Source organism: Prevotella rectalis (assembly GCF_900607215.1).
GTDB lineage: Bacteria > Bacteroidota > Bacteroidia > Bacteroidales > Bacteroidaceae > Prevotella > Prevotella brunnea.
In genome coordinates, this window is record NZ_LR027819.1 from 22960 (window position 1) to 46210 (window position 23251).

25 protein-coding genes and 1 tRNA gene are annotated in these 23251 nt (G+C 44.2%); 16 read left to right on the forward strand and 10 right to left on the reverse strand.

Annotated features, from left to right (window positions below):
• The first annotated feature begins 2 nt into the window (after window positions 1-2).
• The 13 genes from E0E16_RS00175 (at window position 3) to E0E16_RS00235 (ending at window position 11143) form a co-directional block, all read left to right on the forward strand.
• Complete coding sequence (locus tag E0E16_RS00175; protein ID WP_130828317.1) at window positions 3-338, forward strand: DUF4133 domain-containing protein; 336 nt, start codon at window positions 3-5, stop codon at window positions 336-338.
• Entirely contained in the window at window positions 335-2848 is a 2514-nt protein-coding gene (locus E0E16_RS00180) for a TraG family conjugative transposon ATPase (protein ID WP_130828318.1), read from the forward strand. Before E0E16_RS00175 ends, E0E16_RS00180 begins: the two co-directional genes overlap by 4 nt.
• Before the next feature lie 28 nt (window positions 2849-2876).
• On the forward strand, window positions 2877-3506 hold the full coding sequence (locus E0E16_RS00185; RefSeq protein WP_004356170.1) for a DUF4141 domain-containing protein: 630 nt from the start codon (window positions 2877-2879) through the stop codon (window positions 3504-3506).
• A 51-nt stretch (window positions 3507-3557) separates the two neighbouring features.
• Entirely contained in the window at window positions 3558-4595 is a 1038-nt protein-coding gene (traJ, locus tag E0E16_RS00190) for a conjugative transposon protein TraJ (RefSeq protein ID WP_130828319.1), read from the forward strand.
• A 50-nt stretch (window positions 4596-4645) separates the two neighbouring features.
• Window positions 4646-5269, forward strand: coding sequence for a conjugative transposon protein TraK (traK, locus tag E0E16_RS00195; protein ID WP_130828320.1), 624 nt, complete (start codon window positions 4646-4648; stop codon window positions 5267-5269).
• Between the two features lie 4 nt (window positions 5270-5273).
• Window positions 5274-5576 (forward strand): hypothetical protein, encoded by a 303-nt coding sequence (locus E0E16_RS00200; RefSeq protein ID WP_040555682.1) that lies wholly within the window; start codon window positions 5274-5276, stop codon window positions 5574-5576.
• Window positions 5569-6837 (forward strand): conjugative transposon protein TraM, encoded by a 1269-nt coding sequence (traM, locus tag E0E16_RS00205; RefSeq protein ID WP_130828321.1) that lies wholly within the window; start codon window positions 5569-5571, stop codon window positions 6835-6837. The genes E0E16_RS00200 and traM overlap by 8 nt, the downstream gene beginning before the upstream one ends.
• 48 nt (window positions 6838-6885) lie before the next feature.
• On the forward strand, window positions 6886-7836 hold the full coding sequence (traN, locus tag E0E16_RS00210) for a conjugative transposon protein TraN (protein WP_130828322.1): 951 nt from the start codon (window positions 6886-6888) through the stop codon (window positions 7834-7836).
• 5 nt (window positions 7837-7841) lie between these two features.
• The gene (locus E0E16_RS00215) at window positions 7842-8423 is read left to right on the forward strand and encodes a conjugal transfer protein TraO (RefSeq protein ID WP_130828323.1); all 582 of its coding nucleotides are present in this window, start codon (window positions 7842-7844) and stop codon (window positions 8421-8423) included.
• A gap of 12 nt (window positions 8424-8435) precedes the next feature.
• Complete coding sequence (locus tag E0E16_RS00220) at window positions 8436-8921, forward strand: DUF3872 domain-containing protein (RefSeq protein WP_130828324.1); 486 nt, start codon at window positions 8436-8438, stop codon at window positions 8919-8921.
• Window positions 8908-9417, forward strand: coding sequence for a glycoside hydrolase family protein (locus E0E16_RS00225; protein WP_130828325.1), 510 nt, complete (start codon window positions 8908-8910; stop codon window positions 9415-9417). The genes E0E16_RS00220 and E0E16_RS00225 overlap by 14 nt, the downstream gene beginning before the upstream one ends.
• A 196-nt stretch (window positions 9418-9613) precedes the next feature.
• The gene (locus tag E0E16_RS00230; RefSeq protein ID WP_130828326.1) at window positions 9614-10579 is read left to right on the forward strand and encodes an IS30 family transposase; all 966 of its coding nucleotides are present in this window, start codon (window positions 9614-9616) and stop codon (window positions 10577-10579) included.
• A gap of 69 nt (window positions 10580-10648) precedes the next feature.
• On the forward strand, window positions 10649-11143 hold the full coding sequence (locus E0E16_RS00235) for a Csac_0668 family 2Fe-2S cluster-binding (seleno)protein (protein ID WP_002846217.1): 495 nt from the start codon (window positions 10649-10651) through the stop codon (window positions 11141-11143).
• Between the two features lie 324 nt (window positions 11144-11467).
• Here E0E16_RS00235 and E0E16_RS00245 read toward each other — a convergent pair whose 3' ends face one another.
• Complete coding sequence (locus E0E16_RS00245; RefSeq protein ID WP_130828327.1) at window positions 11468-13618, reverse strand: heavy metal translocating P-type ATPase; 2151 nt, start codon at window positions 13616-13618, stop codon at window positions 11468-11470.
• 275 nt (window positions 13619-13893) lie between these two features.
• On the opposite strand from E0E16_RS00245, the gene E0E16_RS14035 reads away from it, so the two are divergent.
• Complete coding sequence (locus E0E16_RS14035) at window positions 13894-15141, forward strand: TIGR02391 family protein (protein WP_060941326.1); 1248 nt, start codon at window positions 13894-13896, stop codon at window positions 15139-15141.
• A gap of 144 nt (window positions 15142-15285) precedes the next feature.
• Here E0E16_RS14035 and E0E16_RS00255 read toward each other — a convergent pair whose 3' ends face one another.
• The 9 genes from E0E16_RS00255 to E0E16_RS00295 all read right to left on the reverse strand — a co-directional run bounded on the left by E0E16_RS00255 (window position 15286) and on the right by E0E16_RS00295 (window position 21052).
• Complete coding sequence (locus tag E0E16_RS00255; protein WP_130828328.1) at window positions 15286-15516, reverse strand: hypothetical protein; 231 nt, start codon at window positions 15514-15516, stop codon at window positions 15286-15288.
• 4 nt (window positions 15517-15520) lie between these two features.
• Complete coding sequence (locus tag E0E16_RS00260; protein WP_130828329.1) at window positions 15521-15775, reverse strand: DUF8466 domain-containing protein; 255 nt, start codon at window positions 15773-15775, stop codon at window positions 15521-15523.
• Between the two features lie 27 nt (window positions 15776-15802).
• Window positions 15803-17077: a PcfJ domain-containing protein gene (locus E0E16_RS00265; RefSeq protein ID WP_130828330.1), complete on the reverse strand. Its 1275-nt coding sequence runs from the start codon at window positions 17075-17077 to the stop codon at window positions 15803-15805.
• Between the two features lie 4 nt (window positions 17078-17081).
• A complete protein-coding gene (locus E0E16_RS00270; protein ID WP_130828331.1) occupies window positions 17082-17501 on the reverse strand; it encodes a PcfK-like family protein in 420 nt (139 codons plus the stop codon).
• Between the two features lie 5 nt (window positions 17502-17506).
• On the reverse strand, window positions 17507-17938 hold the full coding sequence (locus E0E16_RS00275) for a hypothetical protein (RefSeq protein ID WP_130828332.1): 432 nt from the start codon (window positions 17936-17938) through the stop codon (window positions 17507-17509).
• Window positions 17939-18350: 412 nt separating this feature from the next.
• Entirely contained in the window at window positions 18351-18770 is a 420-nt protein-coding gene (locus E0E16_RS00280) for a hypothetical protein (protein ID WP_255418073.1), read from the reverse strand.
• Between the two features lie 166 nt (window positions 18771-18936).
• Entirely contained in the window at window positions 18937-19404 is a 468-nt protein-coding gene (locus E0E16_RS00285) for a DUF1896 domain-containing protein (RefSeq protein WP_130828333.1), read from the reverse strand.
• Window positions 19405-19441: 37 nt separating this feature from the next.
• The gene (locus E0E16_RS00290; protein WP_130828334.1) at window positions 19442-20665 is read right to left on the reverse strand and encodes a site-specific integrase; all 1224 of its coding nucleotides are present in this window, start codon (window positions 20663-20665) and stop codon (window positions 19442-19444) included.
• Between the two features lie 313 nt (window positions 20666-20978).
• A tRNA-Ile gene (locus tag E0E16_RS00295) sits at window positions 20979-21052 on the reverse strand.
• A gap of 303 nt (window positions 21053-21355) precedes the next feature.
• On the opposite strand from E0E16_RS00295, the gene ribF reads away from it, so the two are divergent.
• Both ribF and E0E16_RS00305 read left to right on the forward strand, forming a co-directional pair.
• Entirely contained in the window at window positions 21356-22291 is a 936-nt protein-coding gene (gene ribF, locus E0E16_RS00300; RefSeq protein WP_130828335.1) for a riboflavin biosynthesis protein RibF, read from the forward strand.
• 38 nt (window positions 22292-22329) lie between these two features.
• A complete protein-coding gene (locus E0E16_RS00305; RefSeq protein ID WP_130828336.1) occupies window positions 22330-23166 on the forward strand; it encodes a CPBP family intramembrane glutamic endopeptidase in 837 nt (278 codons plus the stop codon).
• The last annotated feature ends 85 nt before the right edge of the window (window positions 23167-23251 follow it).

The following is a 23251-nucleotide window of genomic DNA, read 5'->3' on the forward strand; positions in this document are numbered from 1 at the left end:
CAATGGCGAGTTGGGAAATCAACAAAGGTGTAGGTCGGACGGTGGAGTTCAAGGGCTTGAAGGCGCAGTACCTCTTCCTCTTTGCAGGAGGCTTGCTGGCTGTCTTCTTTCTCGTGGTCATTCTCTATCTCTGTGGAGTGAGCCAGATAGCCTGTCTGGTCATAGGCATAGTGGGTACCACCCTCGTGGTGTGGCAAACGTTTGCCATGAACCGAAAGTATGGGCAATACGGACTCATGAAAAAGGGAGCCGTGAGAATGCACCCACGCTACCTTTTGAACCGCCGGACGGTCTATCACCTTATCCGTAACCTTCAACCCAAAAGAAAGAAGCAATGAGAAACAAAAGCAAGATAACGACCCTTGAATCAAAGTTCCCGCTGCTCTCCATCGAGCAGGGCTGCATGGTGAGCAAAGATGCTGACATCACTGTGGTTTTCCGTGTGGAACTGCCCGAACTCTTTACCGTCACTTCTACAGAATACGAAGCAATGCACTCTGCCTGGCACAAAGCTATAAAAGTGCTGCCCGATTACAGCATCGTACACAAGCAGGACTGGTTCATCAAGGAGGACTATCAAGGAAAGCTCTCCGATGGCGGACTGAGCTTCCTTGCCCGTTCCTCTGAAAGGCACTTCAACGAACGTCCGTATCTACACCACTCGGTCTATCTCTTCCTAACCAAGACGAACAAGCAGCGTATGGCACAGCAGAGTAACTTCTCTTCGCTTTGTCGTGGGCATCTGCTGCCCAAGGAAATTACCAACAAGGATGAGGTGATGAAGTTCATGGAAGCCGTAGACCAGTTCGAGCGTATCATCAACGATACCGAGCAGATAAGGATTGTCCGCATGACAGGAGATGAGTTAGTTGGCACAAATGAAAAGGGCGGCCTGCTTGACAGGTATTTCTCTCTTTCAGAAGAGGGACATGCCTCATTGGAGGACATCCGTCTGGGCGCAGACCTTGTGCGCGTGGGCGACAATATGCTCTGCTTACATACATTAAGCGATACAGATGATTTGCCCACAAATGTGAGCACGGACAGTCGATATGAACGGCTTTCCACTGATCGCTCCGATTGCAGGTTGTCCTTCGCCGCTCCCGTGGGGTTGATGCTGCCGTGCAACCATATCTATAACCAGTATCTCTTCATCGAGGACAGCGATGCCAACTTGGAACGCTTCGAGAAGCAGGCAAGAAACATGCACTCGCTGGCACGCTACAGCCGTAGCAACCAAATTAACGAGGAATGGATACAGGAGTATCTCAATATCGCCCACTCGCAGGGACTGACCTCCATCCGTGCCCACTTCAACGTATTGGCATGGAGTAGTGATAAGGAAGAACTTCGCCAGATCAAGAATGACGTAGGTTCTGCGCTTGCTCTTATGGAATGCCACCCACGTCACAATACAATTGATGTGGCAACGCTCTATTGGGCGGGCATTCCCGGCAATGCAGCCGATTTTCCTTCGGAAGAGTCGTTCTATACATTTATAGAGCCTGCGCTCTGCTTTTTTACCGCTGAGACGAACTACAAGGATTCGCTCTCTCCCTTTGGTATCAAAATGGCTGACCGCCTTTCTGGAAAACCTATTCATCTGGATATATCGGATTTGCCAATGAAAAAGGGAGTCATCACCAACCGTAACAAGTTTATCTTGGGTCCTTCGGGCAGTGGTAAGTCTTTCTTTACCAACCACATGGTACGCCAGTATTACGAGCAGGGAGCGCATGTCCTCTTGGTTGATACGGGTAACTCATATCAAGGCTTGTGTGAACTTATCCACCGCAAGACCAAGGGCGAGGACGGCGTGTATTTCACCTATACCAATGAAAGCCCTATATCTTTTAACCCTTTTTACACGGATGATTATTTCTTCGATGTAGAGAAAAGGGAGAGTATCTGCACGCTGCTGCTCACGCTTTGGAAGAGTGCAGATGAGCATATTACTAAGACCGAGGCAGGTGAACTTGGTTCAGCCGTAAACTCCTATATCGAGCTGATATGTGCTGACCACAGCGTTATACCCTGTTTTAATACTTTCTATGAGTATCTGCGGGACGTGTACCGAAAGGATATGGAAAAGCGAGACATCAAGGTAACGCTCTCGGACTTTAATATCAATAACCTCTTAACGACATTGAAGCAATACTATCATGGCGGGCGCTATGATTTCCTACTGAACTCGGACAAGAATATTGATTTGCTAAGTAAACGCTTTATCGTCTTTGAAATCGACCAAGTGAAGGACAACAAAGACCTCTTTCCCGTGGTAACGATTATCATCATGGAAGCCTTCATCAACAAGATGCGAAGACTCAAAGGTATCAGAAAGATGATACTCATTGAGGAAGCGTGGAAAGCCATTGCTTCGGCAAACATGGCGGACTACATCAAGTACCTTTATAAGACGGTGAGAAAGTATTTCGGGGAAGCCATTGTCGTGACACAGGAGGTGGACGACATCATTCAGTCGCCCATTGTCAAGGAGAGTATCATCAACAACTCCGACTGCAAGATACTGCTCGACCAAAGAAAATACATGACCAAGTTCGACGGTATACAGGCGATGCTCGGCTTATCTGAAAAGGAAAAGAGCCAGATACTCTCCATCAACCAGAACAATGACCCGAACCGACTCTACAAAGAGGTATGGATAGGCTTGGGCGGTATGCAGAGTGCTGTCTATGCTACGGAAGTGAGCATGGAGGAATACCTTACCTATACCACGGAAGAAACCGAGAAGGTGGAGGTGATGAACAGAGCAGCACAGCTTGGTGGAGATATCGAAACGGCTATCCGTCAGCTTGCCATAGAGAAAAGAAACAATAAAAAGAAATAAGTAACAAACCATCAAAACTATAGCAACAATGAAAAAGTACATTTTCATGGCTCTCTTAGGATTGAGCCTTTCAGTTCCCAAAGCTCACGCACAGTGGACGGTCTATGATCCCGGTAACTTTGCCGGCAACATTGCCAATACGGTCAAGGAGATTGCCACCGCCTCGAAGACAGTAAAGAATACCTTGGACGGATTCAAGGAGGTGGAAAAACTCTACAACGACACCAAGAAGTATTACGATGCCTTGAAGAAGGTGAATAACCTTATTGGCGATGCCTATAAGGTCAAGGAGTGTATTCTTATGGTGGGTGACATCTCTGAGATTTACGTCACCTCGTATAAGAAGATGCTCTCGGACAAGAACTTTCGCCCGGCAGAACTCGCTGCGATGGCTTCGGGCTACACCAAGTTGCTCGAGCAAAGTGGTGAAAGCCTGAAGGAACTCAAGTCCATCGTCAAGAGTAATGTATTCTCCATGAACGACCACGAGCGCATGCAGCAGATAGACCGTATCTATACCACACTACGTGAGTACCGCTCCTTGGTGTCGTACTATACAAGGAAGAACATCTCCGTGAGTTACGTTCGTGCAAGGGAGAAGAACAACCTTGCCTCTGTCAAGGCGCTCTATGGTAATACGGCAAGCAGGTATTGGTAAATCCACAGACTAAAAAAAACTTGAAAAAACTTTCATAAAACACTTTTGCTTATGGATTTTGCCAGTTTACACGAGCTGCTTCGCTCGACCTACGATGAGATGATGCCGCTCTGTTCCCAGATGACAGGCATCGCCAAGGGGATAGCGGGCTTGGGTGCACTCTTCTATATTGCCCTTCGGGTGTGGGCTTCCATTGCCCGTGCCGAGGCAATCGATGTGTTTCCGCTTCTCCGTCCCTTCGTGCTGGGCTTTTGTATCATGTTCTTTCCGACAGTCGTACTCGGTACGATGAACGCCGTACTCTCACCTGTGGTGCAAGGAACGGAGATGATGGTACACCAGCAGGAAGGCAATTTGGCGGAACTGACCGCAAAAAGAGATAAGCTGCAGGAGGAAGCCTACCTTAGGAATCCTGAAACGGCTTATTTGGTTTCCAACGAAAAGTTCGACCAGAAGATAGAGGAAATGGGCATCATCGGTCCGGAGGATGCCGTGACGATAGCGGGGATGTATGCCGAGCGTGCTGCCTATCAGACCAAGCAATGGGTCATGAAATTGGTACACGATTTTTTGGAATTACTGTTCCATGCTTCGGGACTCATCATCGACACGCTTCGCACCTTTATTCTGATTGTCCTTTCGATACTCGGACCTATCGTGTTCGGCATAGCCGTATGGGATGGTCTTGCAGGCTCACTTACAGCTTGGTTCTCACGCTATATATCGGTCTATCTGTGGCTGCCTGTCAGCTCTATTCTTACGGCACTGCTTACCAAGATACAGGTGCTGATGATGCAGAAAGACATCGATGCGCTCAGCGATCCGAACTATCTGCCTGATTCGGGAACGTGGTATTACATCGTCTTCTTCCTTATTGGTATTGTGGGCTACTTCTGCGTGCCTACCGTGGCAGGGTGGATCATTGAAGCTGGTGGCGGTATTGGCTCCTACGGTCGCAATGTCAACCAGACGGCACAGCGTGGTGCGCAAGGTGCATATACAGGTGGCAAGGCTGCTATGGCAGGCGCAGGTGCTGCTGTAGGAAATGTCGGTGGACGTATCAAGGGAGCCTTGCTCAAAGGGAAATAGAAATGGATCAACAATACTTAATTCATCAACAGCTATAAAAGGAAAAAGGAATGGAATTCAAATCACTTAACAATATCGAGACCTCATTCAGACAGATAAGGCTCTATGCCTTTGTTTTTGCTTTTGTCTGCTTGGCGGTGAGCGGATATGCCCTCTATGCCTCGTACAGCTTCGCCAAGGAGCAGAGGGAGAAAATCTATGTGCTTGACCAGGGAAAGTCGCTCATGCTGGCTCTCAGTCAGGATGCAAGTAGAAACCGTCCCGTGGAGGCAAGGGAACACGTCCGCCGTTTCCACGAACTCTTCTTTACCATTGCACCCGACAAGGATGCCATCGAGAGGAACATGGAGCGTGCCTTCCTGCTATGCGACAAGTCGGCTTTCAACTATTACAAGGACTTGGCAGAGAAGGGGTATTATAACCGTGCCATATCGGGCAATGTCAACCAGCGCATAGAGGTGGACTCTATCCACTGCAACTTTAATACTTACCCTTATGTGGTAACGACCTATGCACGGGAGTTTATCGTCCGTCAGAGTAACGTTACAGAGCGCAGTCTTGTTACGACCTGCACGCTGCAGAACTCAGTCCGTTCGGACAACAACCCGCAAGGCTTCCTGATGGAGAACTTCCTTGTGAAGGAAAACAGGGATATACAGACTTATAAACGATAAGGCTATGGCAAGAAAAGTAAACTATTTGCTCGCTCACCATTATCTGAGATTTCACCTATGGCTTCGCCATCGGTGTGAAAGGCTCACGATAAGGCAGAGAAAGGAAATCGTCTATGGGCTGAGTTTCATCTATCTGCTCTGCTCGCTTTGGATGATAGCGCAGTTTTTCCTTCCTCCAAAGAAGGAGAAACTACCCATCCCCACGGGAAAGCTGACGGACAGTCCGATACAGACGGACAGTACTTTACAAGAGTTACACGGCAATTTTTACCTACAACATCATCAAACAATCAAAGAAAATGGATAATAAACAGAAAGAACAAATGAAAAAAGGCCTGGTCTTTGGAGGACTGGGACTGCTGTTTGCCCTTTCGATGTGGTTTATCTTCGCACCTTCGGGCAAGGATAAGACTGCTGCGGAACAGGGGCTCAATGACAGCATCCCGCAGGCAACGACAGAAAAGCTCACCGAAAACAAGCTCAAAGCCTACGAATTAGGCGACAAGACACACGAGGAAGAGCAGGCCCGTGAGGAGATGGGCAGACTATCGGACTATTTCGCACAGAACACTGCTCCATCAGAGGCACAGCGTGCGGAGGTGGCTGCATCGACAGCGAAGATAGAAAGCTCCATGCACCGCTATGAGGAGAATAATCGCCTCTTGAACTCTTTTTACGCTCCCGATCCGCATGAACAGGAGCGTGAGGCAATGAGACAGGAGATTGACAACCTCAAAAAGGAATTGGCTTCCAAAGACAGCAGGGAGGACAATGAGGAGAAACGGCAGCTTGTCTTGATGGAAAAGAGCTATCAGATGGCAGCAAAGTATCTACCCAAGACATCATCCGTGCCGTCGTCATTGAGTAATGCCTTTACGGAAAGCAAGAGAAACACCACTTCTACCACCGATATGGGTGTGACTAAAGGGCAGGCTGCGCAAGTTGGTACACCGTCAATGGAGGTCTTGGCGGAGCGCAAACAGGTGGTGACTTCACTCGGTCAGCCGATGAGCGATGCGGATTTTATCAAGGAATATGGAACAAGAGCACGCAACATGGGCTTCCATTCGCTAACAAGTACGGCTGCACCCACGATGCGCAACACGCTCAAAGTGGTGGTGGACAGAACGACCACGCTCAAGGAGGGAGACAATGTGGTGCTTCGTCTGCTGGAGACTGCCAAGGTGCAGGGACTGCGTATTCCACGTCAAAGCCGACTCATAGCCATTGCTAAGATTGAAGGCAACCGTATGCACCTGCTTATCAAAAGCATTGAGGTGGACGGACATATCATAGCCGTCAAGCTCTCGGCATACGACACGGACGGACAAGAGGGCGTGTATATACCTGGCTCGGAGGATATCAATGCGCTTAAGGAAGTTGGAGCGAACATCGGCGGTTCAATGGGGACATCCTTTACCTTCGCTTCCTCTGCCAAGGACCAGATTATCTCCGAGGCTGCCCGTGGAGTGATGCAGGGTGCAAGTCAGCTACTTCAGAAGAAGCTGCGCACCGTCAAGGTAACGCTCAAAGGGGGTTACCGCCTTTTCTTGGTTCAGTCCAAATAAAACAATCGAAAATGATAAGTAAAAAATAACATCAAATCAAAAGGAACAATGAAGAAAATTATTTTATCACTGGCTATGCTTGCCATGGTGGGAGCAACAGCCACAGCACAGGAAAACAATGATGGTCTGACACCAAGCCGTCCGCTTACTTCGGGAGAACTTTTTCAAGGTATGAGCCGTGCTATTCCAACGGGACGTGTCGTACTACCGTATGGTCTGGAGGTTACCTTTGACAAGACCGTGCATCTTATCTTTCCTTCTGCCATTCGCTATGTGGACTTGGGGAGCAATAACTTGATTGCAGGCAAGGCGGAGGATGCAGAGAACGTGTTGCGCGTGAAGGCTGCCGTGAAGGATTTTGAGAAGGAAACCAACATGAGCGTGATTTGCGAAGACGGCTCGTTTTACGCTTTCAATGTCAAATATGCCGATGAGCCGGAGAAGTTAAGCATCGAGATGAAGGACTTCCTGTCACCAACGGACGGACGACTACCGAGCAACCGTGCCGACATCTATTTCAAGGAACTCGGCAACGAGTCGCCCGTACTCGTCAAACTGATGATGCAGACCATCTATCAGAACAACAGGCGTACCGTCAAACATATCGGCTCGCAGCAGTTCGGTATGAAGTTCCTGCTCCGTGGCTTGTATGCCCATAACGGCTTGCTGTATTTCCACACTCGTATGGAAAACGGCACGAATATGCCATACTCGGTGGACTTCATCACGTTCAAGGTGGTTGATAAGAAGGTGGCAAAGCGTACCGCCATACAAGAGCAGGTGATGCAGCCGCTTCGTGCCTATCATCAGGTGATGCAGGTGCGTGGCATGGGTAGTGAACACGCTGTGTTTGCGCTCGAACAGTTCTCTCTTGCAGAAGACAAGCAGCTTGAAGTGACGCTCTATGAGAGAAATGGCGGTCGTACGCTGACCTTTCATGTAACGGCAGAAGACCTGCAGATAGCAAAGAAGATTGATAACCTCAAACTGAAATGGTAGGCTTTATGAAGAAGAACCTTATTTTATCGGCTTGCGTGGCGGTGGCAATGACTTTCAGTCTGCCGTCGCACGCACAGCGACTCATTCCTAAGCAGAAAGGGGTAGAAGTCGTTGGAAGTCTTCCCCTTATCAAAGGCGAGAAACTCTTAGCCAAGGATAACTTCGGCGTTGGCGTATCACTTACCCGCTACTTGAAACGAGAGAACTACTCCTTTGTAGGAGTTGAGTATGAACAGCAGAATATGCCGTACAGAAGTTATAACGTAAAACTCAAAGATGCACTCTTGCAGGTGGGCTATATGCACCCGATACTCTCTGACATGGGAAAGAACGTGTCGTTCTATGGCGGCATATCCGCCTTGGGTGGCTATGAGCAGCTGAACGAGGACAAAAAGCTGCTGCCCGATGGGGCGACACTGCTCGACCGCTCCCGCTTTGTCTATGGCGGTGCCGTGCATGGCTCGTTGGAAGTATTCCTTACGGACAGGCTTCTATTTCTTGTCAAGGCACAAGGGCGGTTGCTCTTCGGCTCTGACGTGCATCGTTTCCGTCCTGCGCTATCAGCAGGACTTAGGTTTAATATTTAATAGAAAAGAAACATGAAAAGGAAGATATTAAGTTCGATATGGGTAATGGGCGTACTTGCCCTTGCCGTGTTTTGTCTATCTGCTTGTGATAGGGAGCTGGATGTTCAGCAGTCTTATCCGTTCACGGTGGAGACAATGCCGGTTCAGAAGGACATCGTAAGGGGTCAGACGGCTGAGATACGCTGCACGCTCAAACGAGGTGGTGAGTTTGCTGACACTCGCTATACGATACGTTATTTCCAGCCTGACGGCAAGGGAACGCTGAAGATGGATGATGGTACGGTATTCAAGCCCAATGATCGCTATCCGCTCACGAAAGATGTGTTCCGTCTGTATTACACCTCGCTCTCCACTGACCGCCAGACGATTGACGTGTATGTGGAGGATAGTTTTGGCAAAATGCAGCAACTGACTTTCAGCTTCAATAATGAGAAGGAGGAAGAAAAGGGAAAGACCACCGCAGTAGCAACCAGAGCCTTGAACGATGCGAACAGCTAAACGCTTTGCTTTATTCTGTATAATGTGCTTGCTCTGCCAGCCGATCCTTGCCCAGCGCAGGGTACGGCTGGCAGACTTGCCACCTTTTGAGCGTGCGGTAGTTGTTGTTAAATACTTTGAGGGACTTCATAATAAGCCGAAGGATTTTCCGTATGTTGGATATGGTCATCAGCTGCAACCAGGAGAACGTTTCACTGCGGATATGACGGAACGGCAGGCTGACTCACTGCTCCGTGCCGACCTTTGGAAATGCTTTGAACACTTCAAAGGCTATGGTAAGGATGCCCTGCTGCTGACCTTGCTTGCCTATAATGTGGGTGTAGGACGATTGCTTGGTTATGGCAAGCACCCCAAGAGTAGGCTGCTACGAAAGATAGAAGCAGGAGATAGAAATATCTATCGGGAGTATGTTTCGTTCTGCCAATATAAGGGAAAAGCCTTGAATGGGTTAGTTAAACGCAGACAGGTGGAGTTTGCGCTGTTTTATATTCCATGATTTTACACAGAATGACTCTTGTGCAGATTCAAAATCGAAGTGCAATAAAAGAGTACCCCTCGCCGAGAGATGCAGACGTTCTCGAAGCGTAGCGAGAGGTTGTCTGCATCTCTCGGCGAGGTAAAGAAACAATCAGCAATACAAATAAAAAAAGGGAGACCGAAATCTCCCTAAGATTAATTAATTTTGTATTGCTATGTCAAATCAACTAATCGAAGCACAAAGATACGAAATCTATCTTGGACTTCAAAGGAAATGGAGCAAATCCCGTATAGCAAGGGAAATCGAAGTGTCCTGCTCAACGGTCATCCGTGAAATCAGGCGAAACTCCAAGCCGGACGGCACGTATGTGTGGAAGTATGCACAATCCAAGTGCGAAGTCCGCAAGCACGGCTTCAAAGGCAATCACCGCAAGCCTGAGGACTTATGGTGGCGTGTTGACTGCATGATAGAGGATGAGGACTGGTCTCCTAGCCAAATTGCAGGCGTGCTCAGACGTGAGGGTATTCACATCGTGAAGCAGACCATCTACAACCACGTCCATGCAGACACCACCGGAAAACTTGCTTCACATATGCCACATAGACTCAAATACACAAAGAGGAGCAAGGCGTTGCGTCCTACGAAGGCTACCAATATCCCTAACCGTATAAGCATACACCAGAGACCAATGCAGGCTGACGGCACGCGCTTCGGAGACTGGGAACTGGACACTATCGTCGACTCGTACGGTCATGCCATTGTTACCTTAACGGAACGCTCGACTAACTACATTCTCATAGAAAGACTGCCGCAGGGACGGAAGGCGTTACCAACGGCAAAGACCGTGGCAAAATTGCTCTTTCCATATAGGGAATCACTGCTTACCATTACCACTGACAATGGATGTGAGTTTGCCGCACACGAGGAAATAACAAGGCGGCTCAGCATGAATGGAAGAAATCCGGTGGTGGTTTACTTCACCGATTCTTACTCCTCCTGGCAGAAAGGTGCTGTAGAGAACGCAAATAAACTCATTAGAAGGTACATACCAAAAAAGGCAAACTTCAACGATTTCTCTGACCGAAAAATAATGGAAATACAAAAGAAAATAAACAGAAGACCAAGAGAAAAATTAAATTTTGATACCCCTAAATACAAATTCTTCGAAAACTTTCCATAAATTTGCATTTGCTGTTGGACTCTACAAAATTGGTTTTACCTAGTTTAAAAAAGAAATTATAATGAAAATATGGAGGCTAAGAATATGAAGATTAATAATGAATGTTGTTGTGGATGCAAAACAGAAAAGCCGGATCAAATTAAAGACAATTGTCCTGTATGTAATAATGAAGGGATTTCCGTTAGTAAAGTAACTGTTGAACATCTAGTGGTAGATGATTATCGTAATGCTGTTAACGGAGATCAATATAAGATTTGCATGAACGAGGACTGCGACGTTGTTTACTATAACTTAGATAATGAAATAAAATTCTTGAAAGACCAAGTTAGAGTTCCTATCTGGTTTAAGAAAGATGCAGATCCTAAGTATGCTTGTTATTGTAGCGAAGTCACAGAAAATCAGGTAATTGAAGCAGTTGTAAAGCATGGCGCGAAATCCGTAAAAGAAGTAAATGCCATCACTGGGGCAATGAAAAATTCTAATTGTAAAGAAAACAATCCGTTGGGAGTTTGTTGTCATAAGATTATTCAGGAAGCTATCGATAAAGGCTTGAAAATGAAATAATTACAGTCGATATGTTCCTACAAACGAGAGCCAATCTTTGATATGTTTCCATCTACGAGCGTGGATATGTTCCCCATAACCATAGGGGTTGAGACTGTAGTATTGATGTCAAGAAAATAGAATAACAAGCTATAAAACTTATAAAATCAATGGCTTATAGGATTTTAAAAGAAATCAGTTTTATAATAAATTAAAAATCGTGTTGGTAGAAAAATCGTCTACTTCTACCAATACGATTTTACAAAGAGCCAGTACTTACATCTCTTTTTCTCCTGTAAAACAATTGTATATTGATACTTTAAGGTGTTTCAATCATTCGATCTGCTAACTATTACTTTTTGGATCTAAACTTAATAAAATAGCATTAATGGCGACAATGACTGTTGACACAGACATTAGGATTGCTCCTAATGCAGGGCTTAATGTGATACCAATAGGAGCCAAAATTCCTGCAGCTAGAGGGATAGCTATAATGTTATAACCAGCTCCCCAAAAGAGATTTTGTTTCATTTTACGAGTTGTCTTGTGTGCTAATTCAATAAATGATTCAATATCTCCTGGATCAGATTGAGTCAAGATGACATCAGCTGAATCCAACGCCACTTGGGTTCCAGCACCTACAGCTATACCAACGTCTGCTAAGGCAAGAGAAGGGGCATCATTAACACCGTCACCTACCATGATAACTTTCTTTCCTTCTTCTTTAAGTGTTTTTACTAACTCATATTTGTCTTGTGGAGATTGATTTGATCTATATTCAATCTCTAAATCTTCTGCCGCGCCTTGAGCTGCTTTTTCATTATCACCTGTTGCCATAATCGGCTCTATATTGTTCTTTTTAAGAGCTTTAATTAACTCTTTGCTCGTTGGTTTTAATTCGTCCCCTAAAGCTACAGCACCTATGGCATCATTGTTTTCTACTAAGACACTGAGAGTTGCTCCTTTTGGAATATCCATATCCAGATTACGTCCGTATGCTTTTTGGCTGATTAATTGGTAACTATGGCCCTTGGCTTTGCCTTCTACGCCAGCACCGGAAATCACATCAATTGAATCAAAAGATACTGGACTTATACCTTGCTGCTTAGCGAAACTAATAATTGATTGAGCAATTGGGTGGCTAGACCCACCTTCAATACCTGCCAATAGTGAAATGATTTCTTCTTTTGTATATTTTCCATTAAGAAGTTTTACATCTAATACTTTAAACTCACCTGTTGTTAAAGTACCTGTCTTATCTAAAATCATCACATCTGCATCTTGAGCTATTTCTAAAGATTCTCGGTCTTTTACTAGTAAGCCACGACTTGCCCCTAAGCTTGTGCTACGAGCGGTGACCAATGGAATAGCTAGACCCAATGCGTGTGGACAAGCTATAACTAATGTTGTGATAGCCAATGTTACTGCCGTTGGGATGTCCGCTATAAGCGTCCATACTACAAAAGCTATTAGTGCGACAATGATCGCAATATAGAAGAGCCACCCTGCAACCTTTTGAGCAATATTTTCTGCTCTGGAAGGCTGACTTTGAGCTTGGCTGATTAAATTCTGAACTTGAGATATAAAGGATTGATCACCTGTCTCATTCACTTTAATATAAAGAACCCCTTCTCCATTTGTTGAGCCTCCGATTACTTCATCGCCAGGACCTTTTTTAACTGCTTTTGATTCTCCAGTTAGAAGAGCTTCATTTAAACGTGATTCGCCACGCTCGATAGTTCCATCTGCTGGCACATTTTCTCCAGCTTGAACTCGAATTAAATCACCTACCTTTAAGTCAGCAACTGGTCGTGTTTCTATTGAATCGTCATCTAATACTACATGAGCATCTTTTGGTACTAGCTTAGCCAGTTCTTCTTGTGCATCTCCTGCTTCTCCAATAGCTTTCATCTCAATCCAGTGACCTAATAACATGATTAATAGTAATGAAGCAAATTCAAAGAAAAAATCCATAATTTGTTCACCTGTTACGTAGCTTGCTATTACAGTATAAATACTATATAAATATGAAACACTTAAACCTAAAGAAACGAGAGCCATCATTCCAGGTTCTTTTTGTTTAAATTCGTCAACTGCCCCTTGATAGAATGGACGTCCACCATAAATAATTAATATAGTAGATAAAATAGCTACTACAATATCAGAATATGGAAAAGCAAACTGGAATGGTAGTTCAAACCCAGCCATAGGGGATAAGAGCATAATAATGATTCCTATTGGCAATGATTTTAAGAAAAGTTCCTTAAAGTTACCGTGATGATGGTGGTCATGCCCACTATGCCCGCTGTGATCATGCCCACTGTGCCCGCTGTGGTCATGCCCACTGTGCCCGCTGTGATTATGCCCAGCATGATGTTCTTGATGTTGATCCTTATAGTCTCCATGTTCTTCCGTGCTTACGTGCTCATGTTTTGAATGATCCATGTCGCCATGATTATGGTGACTGTGGGATAAATGTTTGTTGTAATTGTTCATTTTAAATTCCTCCTTATACTTAATAATGATGTAAATGACATTTGCATTGTCTATGCGATTCCTGAAAAAAGTACACAGTTGATTGAATATTACTGGGACTGTATACCGGTCATTGGATTAAGACCTGAGAGTATACACACCCGAAACGGGTTAGGTGCCAACTCATATGCAAAGGTACATATATTCTCTCGTTTGGCAAAATCCGACTTTGCACAGAAACGATCTGTGGCGTCCCTTTCGGCTTAAATGATGCCGCAATAAATTATATTTGGAATTTGGCAATTTATGATTTGTACCGTAAAATTATTTCCTATGGTATTGAATATTTCTCCAGTGCGATTAATTGGGTGGGTAAAAAATTAAAAACAATTGAAGACTTAAGAGAAGTAAAAGATTATCAAATTATCTCTGGTACTTTTTCTCTCGGCATCATTCCACATGAGGCCCATTTCTATCTTGAACAGTGTCGAGAAATACGGAATAATTTCTCAACAGCTCATTTTCCTATGGGTGCATTAGATAAGATAGAGACATTTAATTTTATCAAGAATTGCATAAAGTATGTTCTTACATACGATCTACCAGCTCCAGGATTGCAAATTAAAGACCTCATAGAAAATTTGTCATCAGAAAAACTTGAGAAAGGTGAGGAGATATGTGCTATTATAGAAAATCAGTCGTCAAAAATTCATGGTCCTATTTTACATAATTTGTTTTCAAATTATATCAAACCTGATTGTAATGCAAATCTAAAATACAATGTAAAATTGATTGCTCCATCATTATGGAATATTGTTTCTGAAGATGTAAAAAGTAGTATAGCTGTTAAGTTTGCATCTCTGCGAGAAGTTAAAGGGAAAGATGGAGCTAATGAAGCACTAAGCTTTTTAAAACTAGTTAATGGTGTTTCTTATATACCAGAATCTTATAAAGAAGTTATTTTTAAGAAACACGCTCAGTTTCTCATAGATGCTCATTATGAATGGAACAATTTTTATAATGAACCAAATTTTGCCAAAGAACTTGATGCCTTAGGATATGAAATTCCAATTGCATCCTTAAACACCTATTTAAAAGCAGTTTTATTATCTTATTTAGGAAATTGTTATGGAGTTTCTAAAGATGCCCAAGAATATAATGAAAAGATGCTTTTAAATTTAACCCAAACAGGAATAAGAGGATTGTTTAGATTAATTGACAAAAATGTAGATATCGTAAGAATTTTATCAAGTATAGGTCCTGTTAATAGGCTCAAATCCCTTATGGATTTAATAAAAGAAAAAACAATGCTCCCCGAACAACAGAAAATTATGGCTTTTAATACATTGAGAACTCCTTCAGAGGAAAGTGAACATAAAGGGTTTAGCAATTTTATAAAAGGTTTTTTTAGTATGTATCGTAATCCAAAAGCTCATACTCCAAGAATGACAGAGGATACACAATTATCAGCCATGATAGAGGTTTTAGTCGTTGCTTCCATAATTCATAACAAATTAGATATAACATATAAGACAGGATATTAGTTATTTGGCTTTTTGTTACTTTTGAGCCGTCTCAACTCACTGCCAAAAGTAACGAGGTATTTTTTGTTGGGGTTTCTTTGCTCCTTTCTTTGTCCGCCCGAAGCTCACGAAAGAAAGGAGCGGTCGGCAAATCTGCCGACCGCTTTACGTTGTGTGCTCTTTTTGAACGATTATCCGTCCCGTCTTTACTTCGGGGTGTGTGGAGAAAGCCCAATTGATTTCCTCATCGGGAAGTGTGCTGTGAATGCTGCCACCCATAACCAACCCACAATTTTGCAGGACTTTCTGCCGTGCGTCTTCCTTGCTCTCCGCAACCACATCAAACACTCCTTCAAAGATGTATTGCGTCCGAACTCTGTAAAATTTCTTCTTCATAATCTTAAAATTCAACCTTTAATAATCTATATTCCTTTGGCTCTCCATTAGATAATTTGCGGTGTGTGAGCCAAAAGTGATGTGCGCCATAGCCGTATGCAAAGAACTTGTCAAGCTCTGTTTCTTCAACTATTTTGTTGATAGCTGACCTTAACTCCTCTTTGCTGTCGGATAGGGTTATTGCGTTGATAACCCTAATGAGAATATGCGGTATCTCATCCGTCCAATTGTAGATGATGTTTTCAATCTCTGTTTTCATATCTCTGATAATTTAATGGTTCATACTTTATGCTGTTGCTTTCATTCTTCGGCTTATAAGACCTCGATTGGCATTCACAAGGTTTACTATCTGCTCGTGGTATTCCGTATTCTTGTTGCACACCCCACGACTTTGTACCACCTCCAGAGTTCGTAATGATACTTCAATGGTTTCTATTCGCTTGCCTTCAATGGTAGCCGAAAGGATAAGGGAGTCCTCCTTGAGGTAGTATGCATTAGAAAATACGCAATGGTGCATTGATACACCTTCTTCCAAATGTTCCTGCACGCTCTCTAAAACGTGGACTTGAATTGTGCCGTCCGTGAAAGTGATACCAAAAAACTTGGATTTGAGTTCCTTGAAACGCTTTTCATCTTCCATTGCCTTCTTTTGCTTCTGTTCTATCTCTTCCCTTTCACGTAATCTGAGAAGTTCCTCGTGTCTGCGGTCGTGTTCGGCTTTAAGGTCTGTTGGGCATAAATATTTTGGATTATGAATATCCTTACCTAATCTTTTAAGTGTATCTACATAATCACTCCAAAAAGAAATGTCTGCTATCTCATAGCCGTTACGGACTGCTATCTTGTAGGACTGCCATAATTCTTCAAAAGCCTTCTTGTTGCCAAGAAAGTAACGTAAATGGTCTGTGCGACCTGCTTTTAGCAATGTTTCCACTCGGCTGTCTGTAAGTAATGCAGGAATAAACTTAGTAGGCACGATGCCATAGAAATTATCCTTAAAACCATTTCTACGAAGTATGTCTGTAACCTTGAACTTCGGATATATCGGTGAGTAGGCAATATGCTGATAGGCTTCATTATCGTTGCGTATCGCCATAGGACTATAATAGGAAAAGGTATCAACATAGTGTCCCAATACCCTCTGTATGGCAACCATAGCTTTTCGTCCCTGCATATTCCACCAATATTGCCCAATCTCAATTATAGAAGTTTGTGCTTTGTAACCTTTCTCCATACCCACAATAAGTAGGAACATACGCAATACTTGAAACTCTCCACAAGTGGTAAGTATGGTGAAATACTGCTTCTGCTGCAACTTGCGCTCATAGGTTTCCTTGACCTGCAACTTTGCCCTACAATGAGGGCAAGTGCAAGTTTCTCTATGTTTGTCCATTATCCAACTATGCCCACAATCCATACAAGTAGTGCGACCTTTTGGTAAGCGGTAGGCGAAGTGGTCTATGCACTCACGAAATGCCCACTTACTTTGTGTCGTGGTTATCGGGCGAAGATGCTTGCTTTGTTCCAAAACTGCCTTTTCAAATTTGTTTCTTGGTTTCATAGGCTTAAAAATCGAATAGTGATGGTTGTACTTGGGTTGCTATGTTCTCAGTCTTTTTCACTCGTGCGTTACGGCTCTGTAACTTGGCAAGTTCCTCACGCTGATATTGCTTAATGGCTTCCTGCCTTGCTTCGGCTTTTTCTTCCTCTGTGATTTCTACAATGTGATTAACGGCTACTTGGCAAGAAACAGCCTTACCTACTTCTATATCGTCCTCATCGTAGTAGTGAACAGCCATAGAGAAGATTTCATCATCATCAAAGCCATTGCAACCGCTTTTCTGTACTTCATTAAGAATGTAGGTGATGCACTCCTCGATATTCTTGTTCGGTTTCATCAAGTTAGGGGCAAACAAAGGGTCTGTCATAGCACGCTGATTGAGATACTCGGCTATTGTCCGTGTGAAATGTTCTGTTCCTTTCATATTGCTTAGTATTTTGGGATTTCTACTATTTGATTGATACGCCCATATAGGTAGGTTCTTAGGCTTGTTCTGTCGGGTGCGTAATACTCTGTCCATTGTCCGTACTGATTGACAAGGTATTTCTTCAGCACGTCAAAGAAGTCAAAGCGATAGCCTTGTAGGGGAACGGCTGTGCGGAAATAGGTGTTAGAGTTCACCGCCTCACATAGCCAATTCTTTTCCTCACGGCTCATACACTCGCCACGATTGAGTTTTGCACGCAGGAGATATACTTTGCTGTTACAAAGGTTCTCCAAAGGGGAAACGTCCCATTGTACAAACTTCATTGCCAACACTTGCTCACTCTTTTCAGCCGTAGGGTTAATGCGGTAATGAGAGAAGGAGCTATATCCTTTTCTGTTCATCGAAGATGTTGTATTTACTTTTTGCTTATCCATAGCGACATTTTTTTTATGTGTCCAAAGATCGGAGTATGCTGATTTTTCGGGCAAGCCCTCAACAACTCGTCCTTTTTGTAGCAAAATAGAGGTAGCGGGGCGGGCTTACACAAGGTTTTGTCGGAAAATACTACCCGTAGGTGTGGAGATTTTCCAGACAAACCAAGCGGCACAGACCTTTTGACGAGTTGTTGAGAGCTTGACTCGAAAAAAGCCACAAGCCCCATACTACCTTTGCGGATAAAAAGGGAACAGCATCCGTCTTCTTCATTTCGCATATTGTGGAGCATTGGAAAGGAAGCGAAAGTGCAACGCCCATAGTGGGAAATAGAAAAGGTGGCTATCTCGAAATGTGAGATAACCACCTGATGAACGATAAATGAAAGTGTTTACAGATTCATCGTCGTGCTTCTCAAAGCACGCAAAGCAGGATGGCACAGAGAATCGCCAGCCAGAAGAGAATGCTCAGCAGCGTAAATGCCACTTTCAGAATTACCCTGACTATAAAGCGTAGTATCAGAAAACCTGCAATGACTGACACGACAGTTACGACTTGTGGCGTTACTATCTTTGAGATCAGCCAAATGGCACCGATAACGATGGAAAGCAGGATTGCGAGTTCGATAAAGCGTGTCCAAGAGAAATGGCAGACTTGCTTGGGAGAAGTCGGCTGCTGCTTGATATTATCGGTTTTGTTCGATGCGTCTGCCTTGATGAAGGCAGGTGTGTGAACGATTTCGTTAAGCCGTGAGGACAATGGGAGCTCGCTTCTATTGTCTCGGCGAGAAATCGCACTTTTAAGAACGTCTTGATTCATGATGATTGTATTCATATCGGAGCTTTTAATAGTTCAAGAGCAATAACAAGATGCTCTGGCTACACACGAGTTGTTGAGAGCTATGCTCGAAAAAAGACAAGTGTTTGTACAAACTCTTGGCATGTGGAGCGGAGCGTTTATCTTGGATCTTGACACTACAAAAGCTTCCGATGGTATTACATCAAGTCATGTTCTCACTATCGACAGTTGGCAGACCATTAACCTCAATGAGCAGAACGATTGTTCCTGTCAGTTCGGTGTAGAGTTTATCGTACTCAGGACTCGCCCCAAAGTCGTCTGTCAGTTCATACTTGTCGAAAACGCTTTGCACTGCCTTGTTCTTCAGAAGCATTGGTGTTAGTCTTTCGGGGAGTGGAGAAGGCAGTTCTTTCTCAAACTCATTCTCCAAGACAGACACAAGTGTATCATACTTTGAAAAATGCAGTCCTCGATGCAACACTTCGTTTGCCATACTCTCCGCTTCGGGATGCGAGAAGCCTTGTGCCACTGCATCGCAGTAGGTGGTAAGGGCTTCATCGGCTCTTGCCGTTATGAATGGTTTGTCACTCAGCATTTCGGGGAAATGCTCACCGAGATAGTTCTCTAATTTCAGACGGAAGTAGGATAGTTCTTTCTTTGTCGTTTCCATAATTCATGTTATTTTTAGGTTATACATTATCATATTATCAGATGCCCATCGCCTTATTGAACTTGTCGAGCTTGTCGGCGAGTTGCTCCATGTCATGCTCCACTTTCTTGTTGGTGATGCGGGCATAAATCTGTGTTATTCTGATGTTCGTATGTCCGAGCATCTTAGACACCGACTCCATTGGAACTCCTTTGGATATAGACATAGTGGCGAAAGTATGCCTTGCCATGTGAAAGGTGAGGTTCTTTTTGATTCCACAAAGGTCGGCAATTTCTTTCAAATATGAATTGATGCGCTGATTGCTCATCATTGGAAATACCTTTCCACCTTTTCTGTTAATGTCATAGTACTTTCTTATGATGGCAAGGGGAATATCCAGCAGCATGACATTTTCATCTACGCTTGTCTTATACCTCTTGGTGATAAGCCACTGTCTGTCTTCGACAGTAACAATCTTATCGTAGGTAAGATTATATACGTCAATGTAGGCTAATCCTGTGAAGCAGGAAAAAATAAAAATATTCTTTACTAACTCCAGCCTTTCTATGTCAAAGTGTTTCTTCATAATACGGAGAACCTCTTCTTCTGTGAGATAACCACGATCTACCAACTCGTAGTGTAGTTTGTGGTTTGCAAACGGATCATGCATAATAAGTCCTCTGTTCCTCGCATAGTTCACGACCGTCTTCAAGTTTCTCAATTTCTTGGTGGTAGTATTATGTGCCCCGCCTACAACTGAGGTCAGATACAATTCAAAGTCTTGGACAACAGCACTTGTTAGTTCTGACAACCCAATGTCCCTGCGGTGATATTTTGCCTGTAGGAAGCTTTGAAAGTTCTGCCTCACCACCTTGTACTTATAAAACGTTCCCTTTGTCAGCGTCTTGCCAACTTGTTGCGTGATGGAGTCAATATATTTATCAAAGACAGGGAGAAAAGTTGTAAATTCCTTATCTGTTCCAAGAAACACTGACCTGATAAGATCTAAGGACAAGCTTTCAGAGGTTTCATATTTCCTATAGATCTGCATCAAAGTTGTTGTCAGTGCATCTATTGATGCATTGACGGAGAGAGCTTCTGCCGTTCTACCGATCATTCTGCTGGTTTTGTTGCTCCATTTAGATTTATCCACGAAAATTTTAGTGGATCCAAGATTAGCCATTTCGCCTCCGAGATACATTCGGAGCATTACAGGCGATTTTCCTTCTTTGTTCTCGTAGTTGGAACGTAGGTAGTAGGATACCTTGAAAGTCGTTTTCATAACGCATCATTTTTTAGTGTAGCTTTCTTGGCTACAAAGTTCAACATAAATTGTTGAAAACGAGATATTTGTATGCCGTCAATTAGGTAGTCATTTTCCATTCACTGCTACATTTTTTTGAGAGTCTGCTTTTGTGTAGCAGTTTCTGTAGCAGAAAATGACCGAATGATGACTATCAAAAGGTATGGTTTGGCAGTCAAACGGATATGGATAAAAAACAAAAAATCGCTGTAAAACCTTGATTTTACAGCGATTATCCTTGTTTTGAAGGCTAAAATGACGTGTTGTTTGACGTCCTCTTGAAACCTCTTTGTGGACCAGCCTGGGCTTGAACCAGGGACCTCCAGATTATGAGTCTGTTGCTCTAACCAACTGAGCTACAAGTCCGGGAATTTTGATAATTCGGCTGCAAAGATAATCAAAAAAGCTGAAAGAGAGAAATAAGGGATGATATTTTTAGCGTTTTAACACATTTTGGATGGGATGAGAGGGTATTTCACGCCGATTTACCGTATCTTTGCCAAAGTTTAAGGACATGTTCCGCGAAGTCTTGATAAAGATTGGGGCAGTGCATGTTCTGTTTTGATGATGATTAGGCGACGAGATAACCGCAGGTGAGGAAAAAGGATTTGCTCACGTGTATTTCGCATCTTGACGGATTTTCATCACAAAGGTTCAAGCACAGCAATCATGAGAATAATAGATTTAACAACTGCCGACGATATCGAACTCGCGCCTTCGGTTGCCACCATTGGCTTCTTCGATGGGGTGCATCGGGGACATCAGTTCCTTCTTCAAAATGTGGTGAAAGCGGCAGTGGCTTCCGGGATGGAGTCGATGGCGATTACTTTTGATGCGCATCCGCGCGCGGTGCTTCATTCGGATTATCAGCCGAAGATGCTCTCATCGCTCAATGAGAAGCTTTACCATCTGCGCCAAACGCAATTGGATAACACGGTGGTTTTGCATTTTGATGAACAATTGGCACATTTTTCCGCGAAGGAGTTCATGGATATTGTGCTGAGAAAACGACTGAATGTGCGTCGGCTCGTCATGGGTTATGACAACCGGTTTGGGCATCACCACCGCGAAACTTTCGACGATTACGTGCGTTATGGTGCGGAAGTAGGGATTGAGGTGCTGAAGAGTTCCGCTTTTATGATAGAGGGTACGGAGGTGAGTTCTTCGGTCGTGCGTCGGCTCATTGAGACCGGGGACATGCCCTTTGCCAACAAATGTTTGGGCTATCCCTATCAGATGGAAGGTGTGGTGATTCCCGGCTTTCAGAATGGGCGACGGTTGGGTTTTCCGACCGCGAATCTCAGTCCCACTGCAGATAAGTTGATACCCGCTCCGGGTGTATATGCGGTAAGGGTGTATATCGCCGGGGAGGAAAAGGCTCATGGAGGAATGATTAACATTGGCGTTCGCCCCACGTTTCATGGAAGGAAACAATCGGTTGAGGTGAACATTTTCGATTATGAAGGAAACTTATATCGTCAGCGCTTGCGCATCTTGTTTTTCCGGCATATCCGCGAAGAGCGAAAGTTCGATACCGCGGAGCAACTGACCGAACAGTTGCGCAGGGACAAGGCGATGGCAGAGGTCATTCTCGAGGCAAACTAACGCGCTGAGTTTTTCAAGAATACAAAAACATTAGGAACATGAACAAGAAGGAGATAGCAAATTCGTTGCTTTATGTGATGTTATTTGTTGCCGTCTTTTTTCTTTTGCAATTCTCTTTCCAACTGATTTCGGTGGCTATCTTCGCTTTTCTGAATGATGTCGGGTTTCAGATGGTGGAGGAAGGGTTGCGAGAGGGAAAATATAGCGCGGTGATAGTCATTGGCAGCATCTTTAGTTCTCTGACGGCAATCGTCCTGTTTGCCAAACTCGGATGGGCGCCGGTTTCGCGCTCTTATTTGAAAACGAAACCTTGTGGTGTGCTCTTTTGGGCGATGATTTTGGCGATAGGTGCTATTCTTCCATTGGAGTTTGCGTACGAGAAAGTGCAGATTGTCATGTCGAAAAGCACGCAACAGCTTTTTGAAGGTATCATGCGAGAGCCTTGGGGGTATGTGGCAATCGGCATTTTGGCACCGATAGCCGAAGAAATGATCTTTCGGGGCGGTATTCTCCGTAAGCTGCTTTCCGCCTTTGATGGTAAATGTGCGTGGTGTGCCATCGTGCTTTCAGCTCTTATCTTCGCCCTTGTGCATTTGAATCTTGCTCAAGGCGTGCATGCCTTTATCATGGGGCTGCTGTTGGGGTGGATGTATATGCGTACGCGCAGCGTCGTTCCCGGGATAGCGTTCCATTGGGTGAATAATACTGTTGCCTATCTAATGTTTCATCTTATGCCGGAACTCTCGGACGGACAGCTTCTCGATTTATTTCATGGCAATGAGCGGTTGATGCACGGAGGGCTGTTCTTCTCGCTCTGCATCCTTTTACCGGCTATCTTTCAATTGACAAGAAGGATGAAGCGAGCTGACGCGTAAGTGGGACTTATGGGTAAAGCTTCAAAGAGTGCTCGCTCTTTGACTCCACTATGGTAAAAATCATGAATATTGGTGAATAACGACT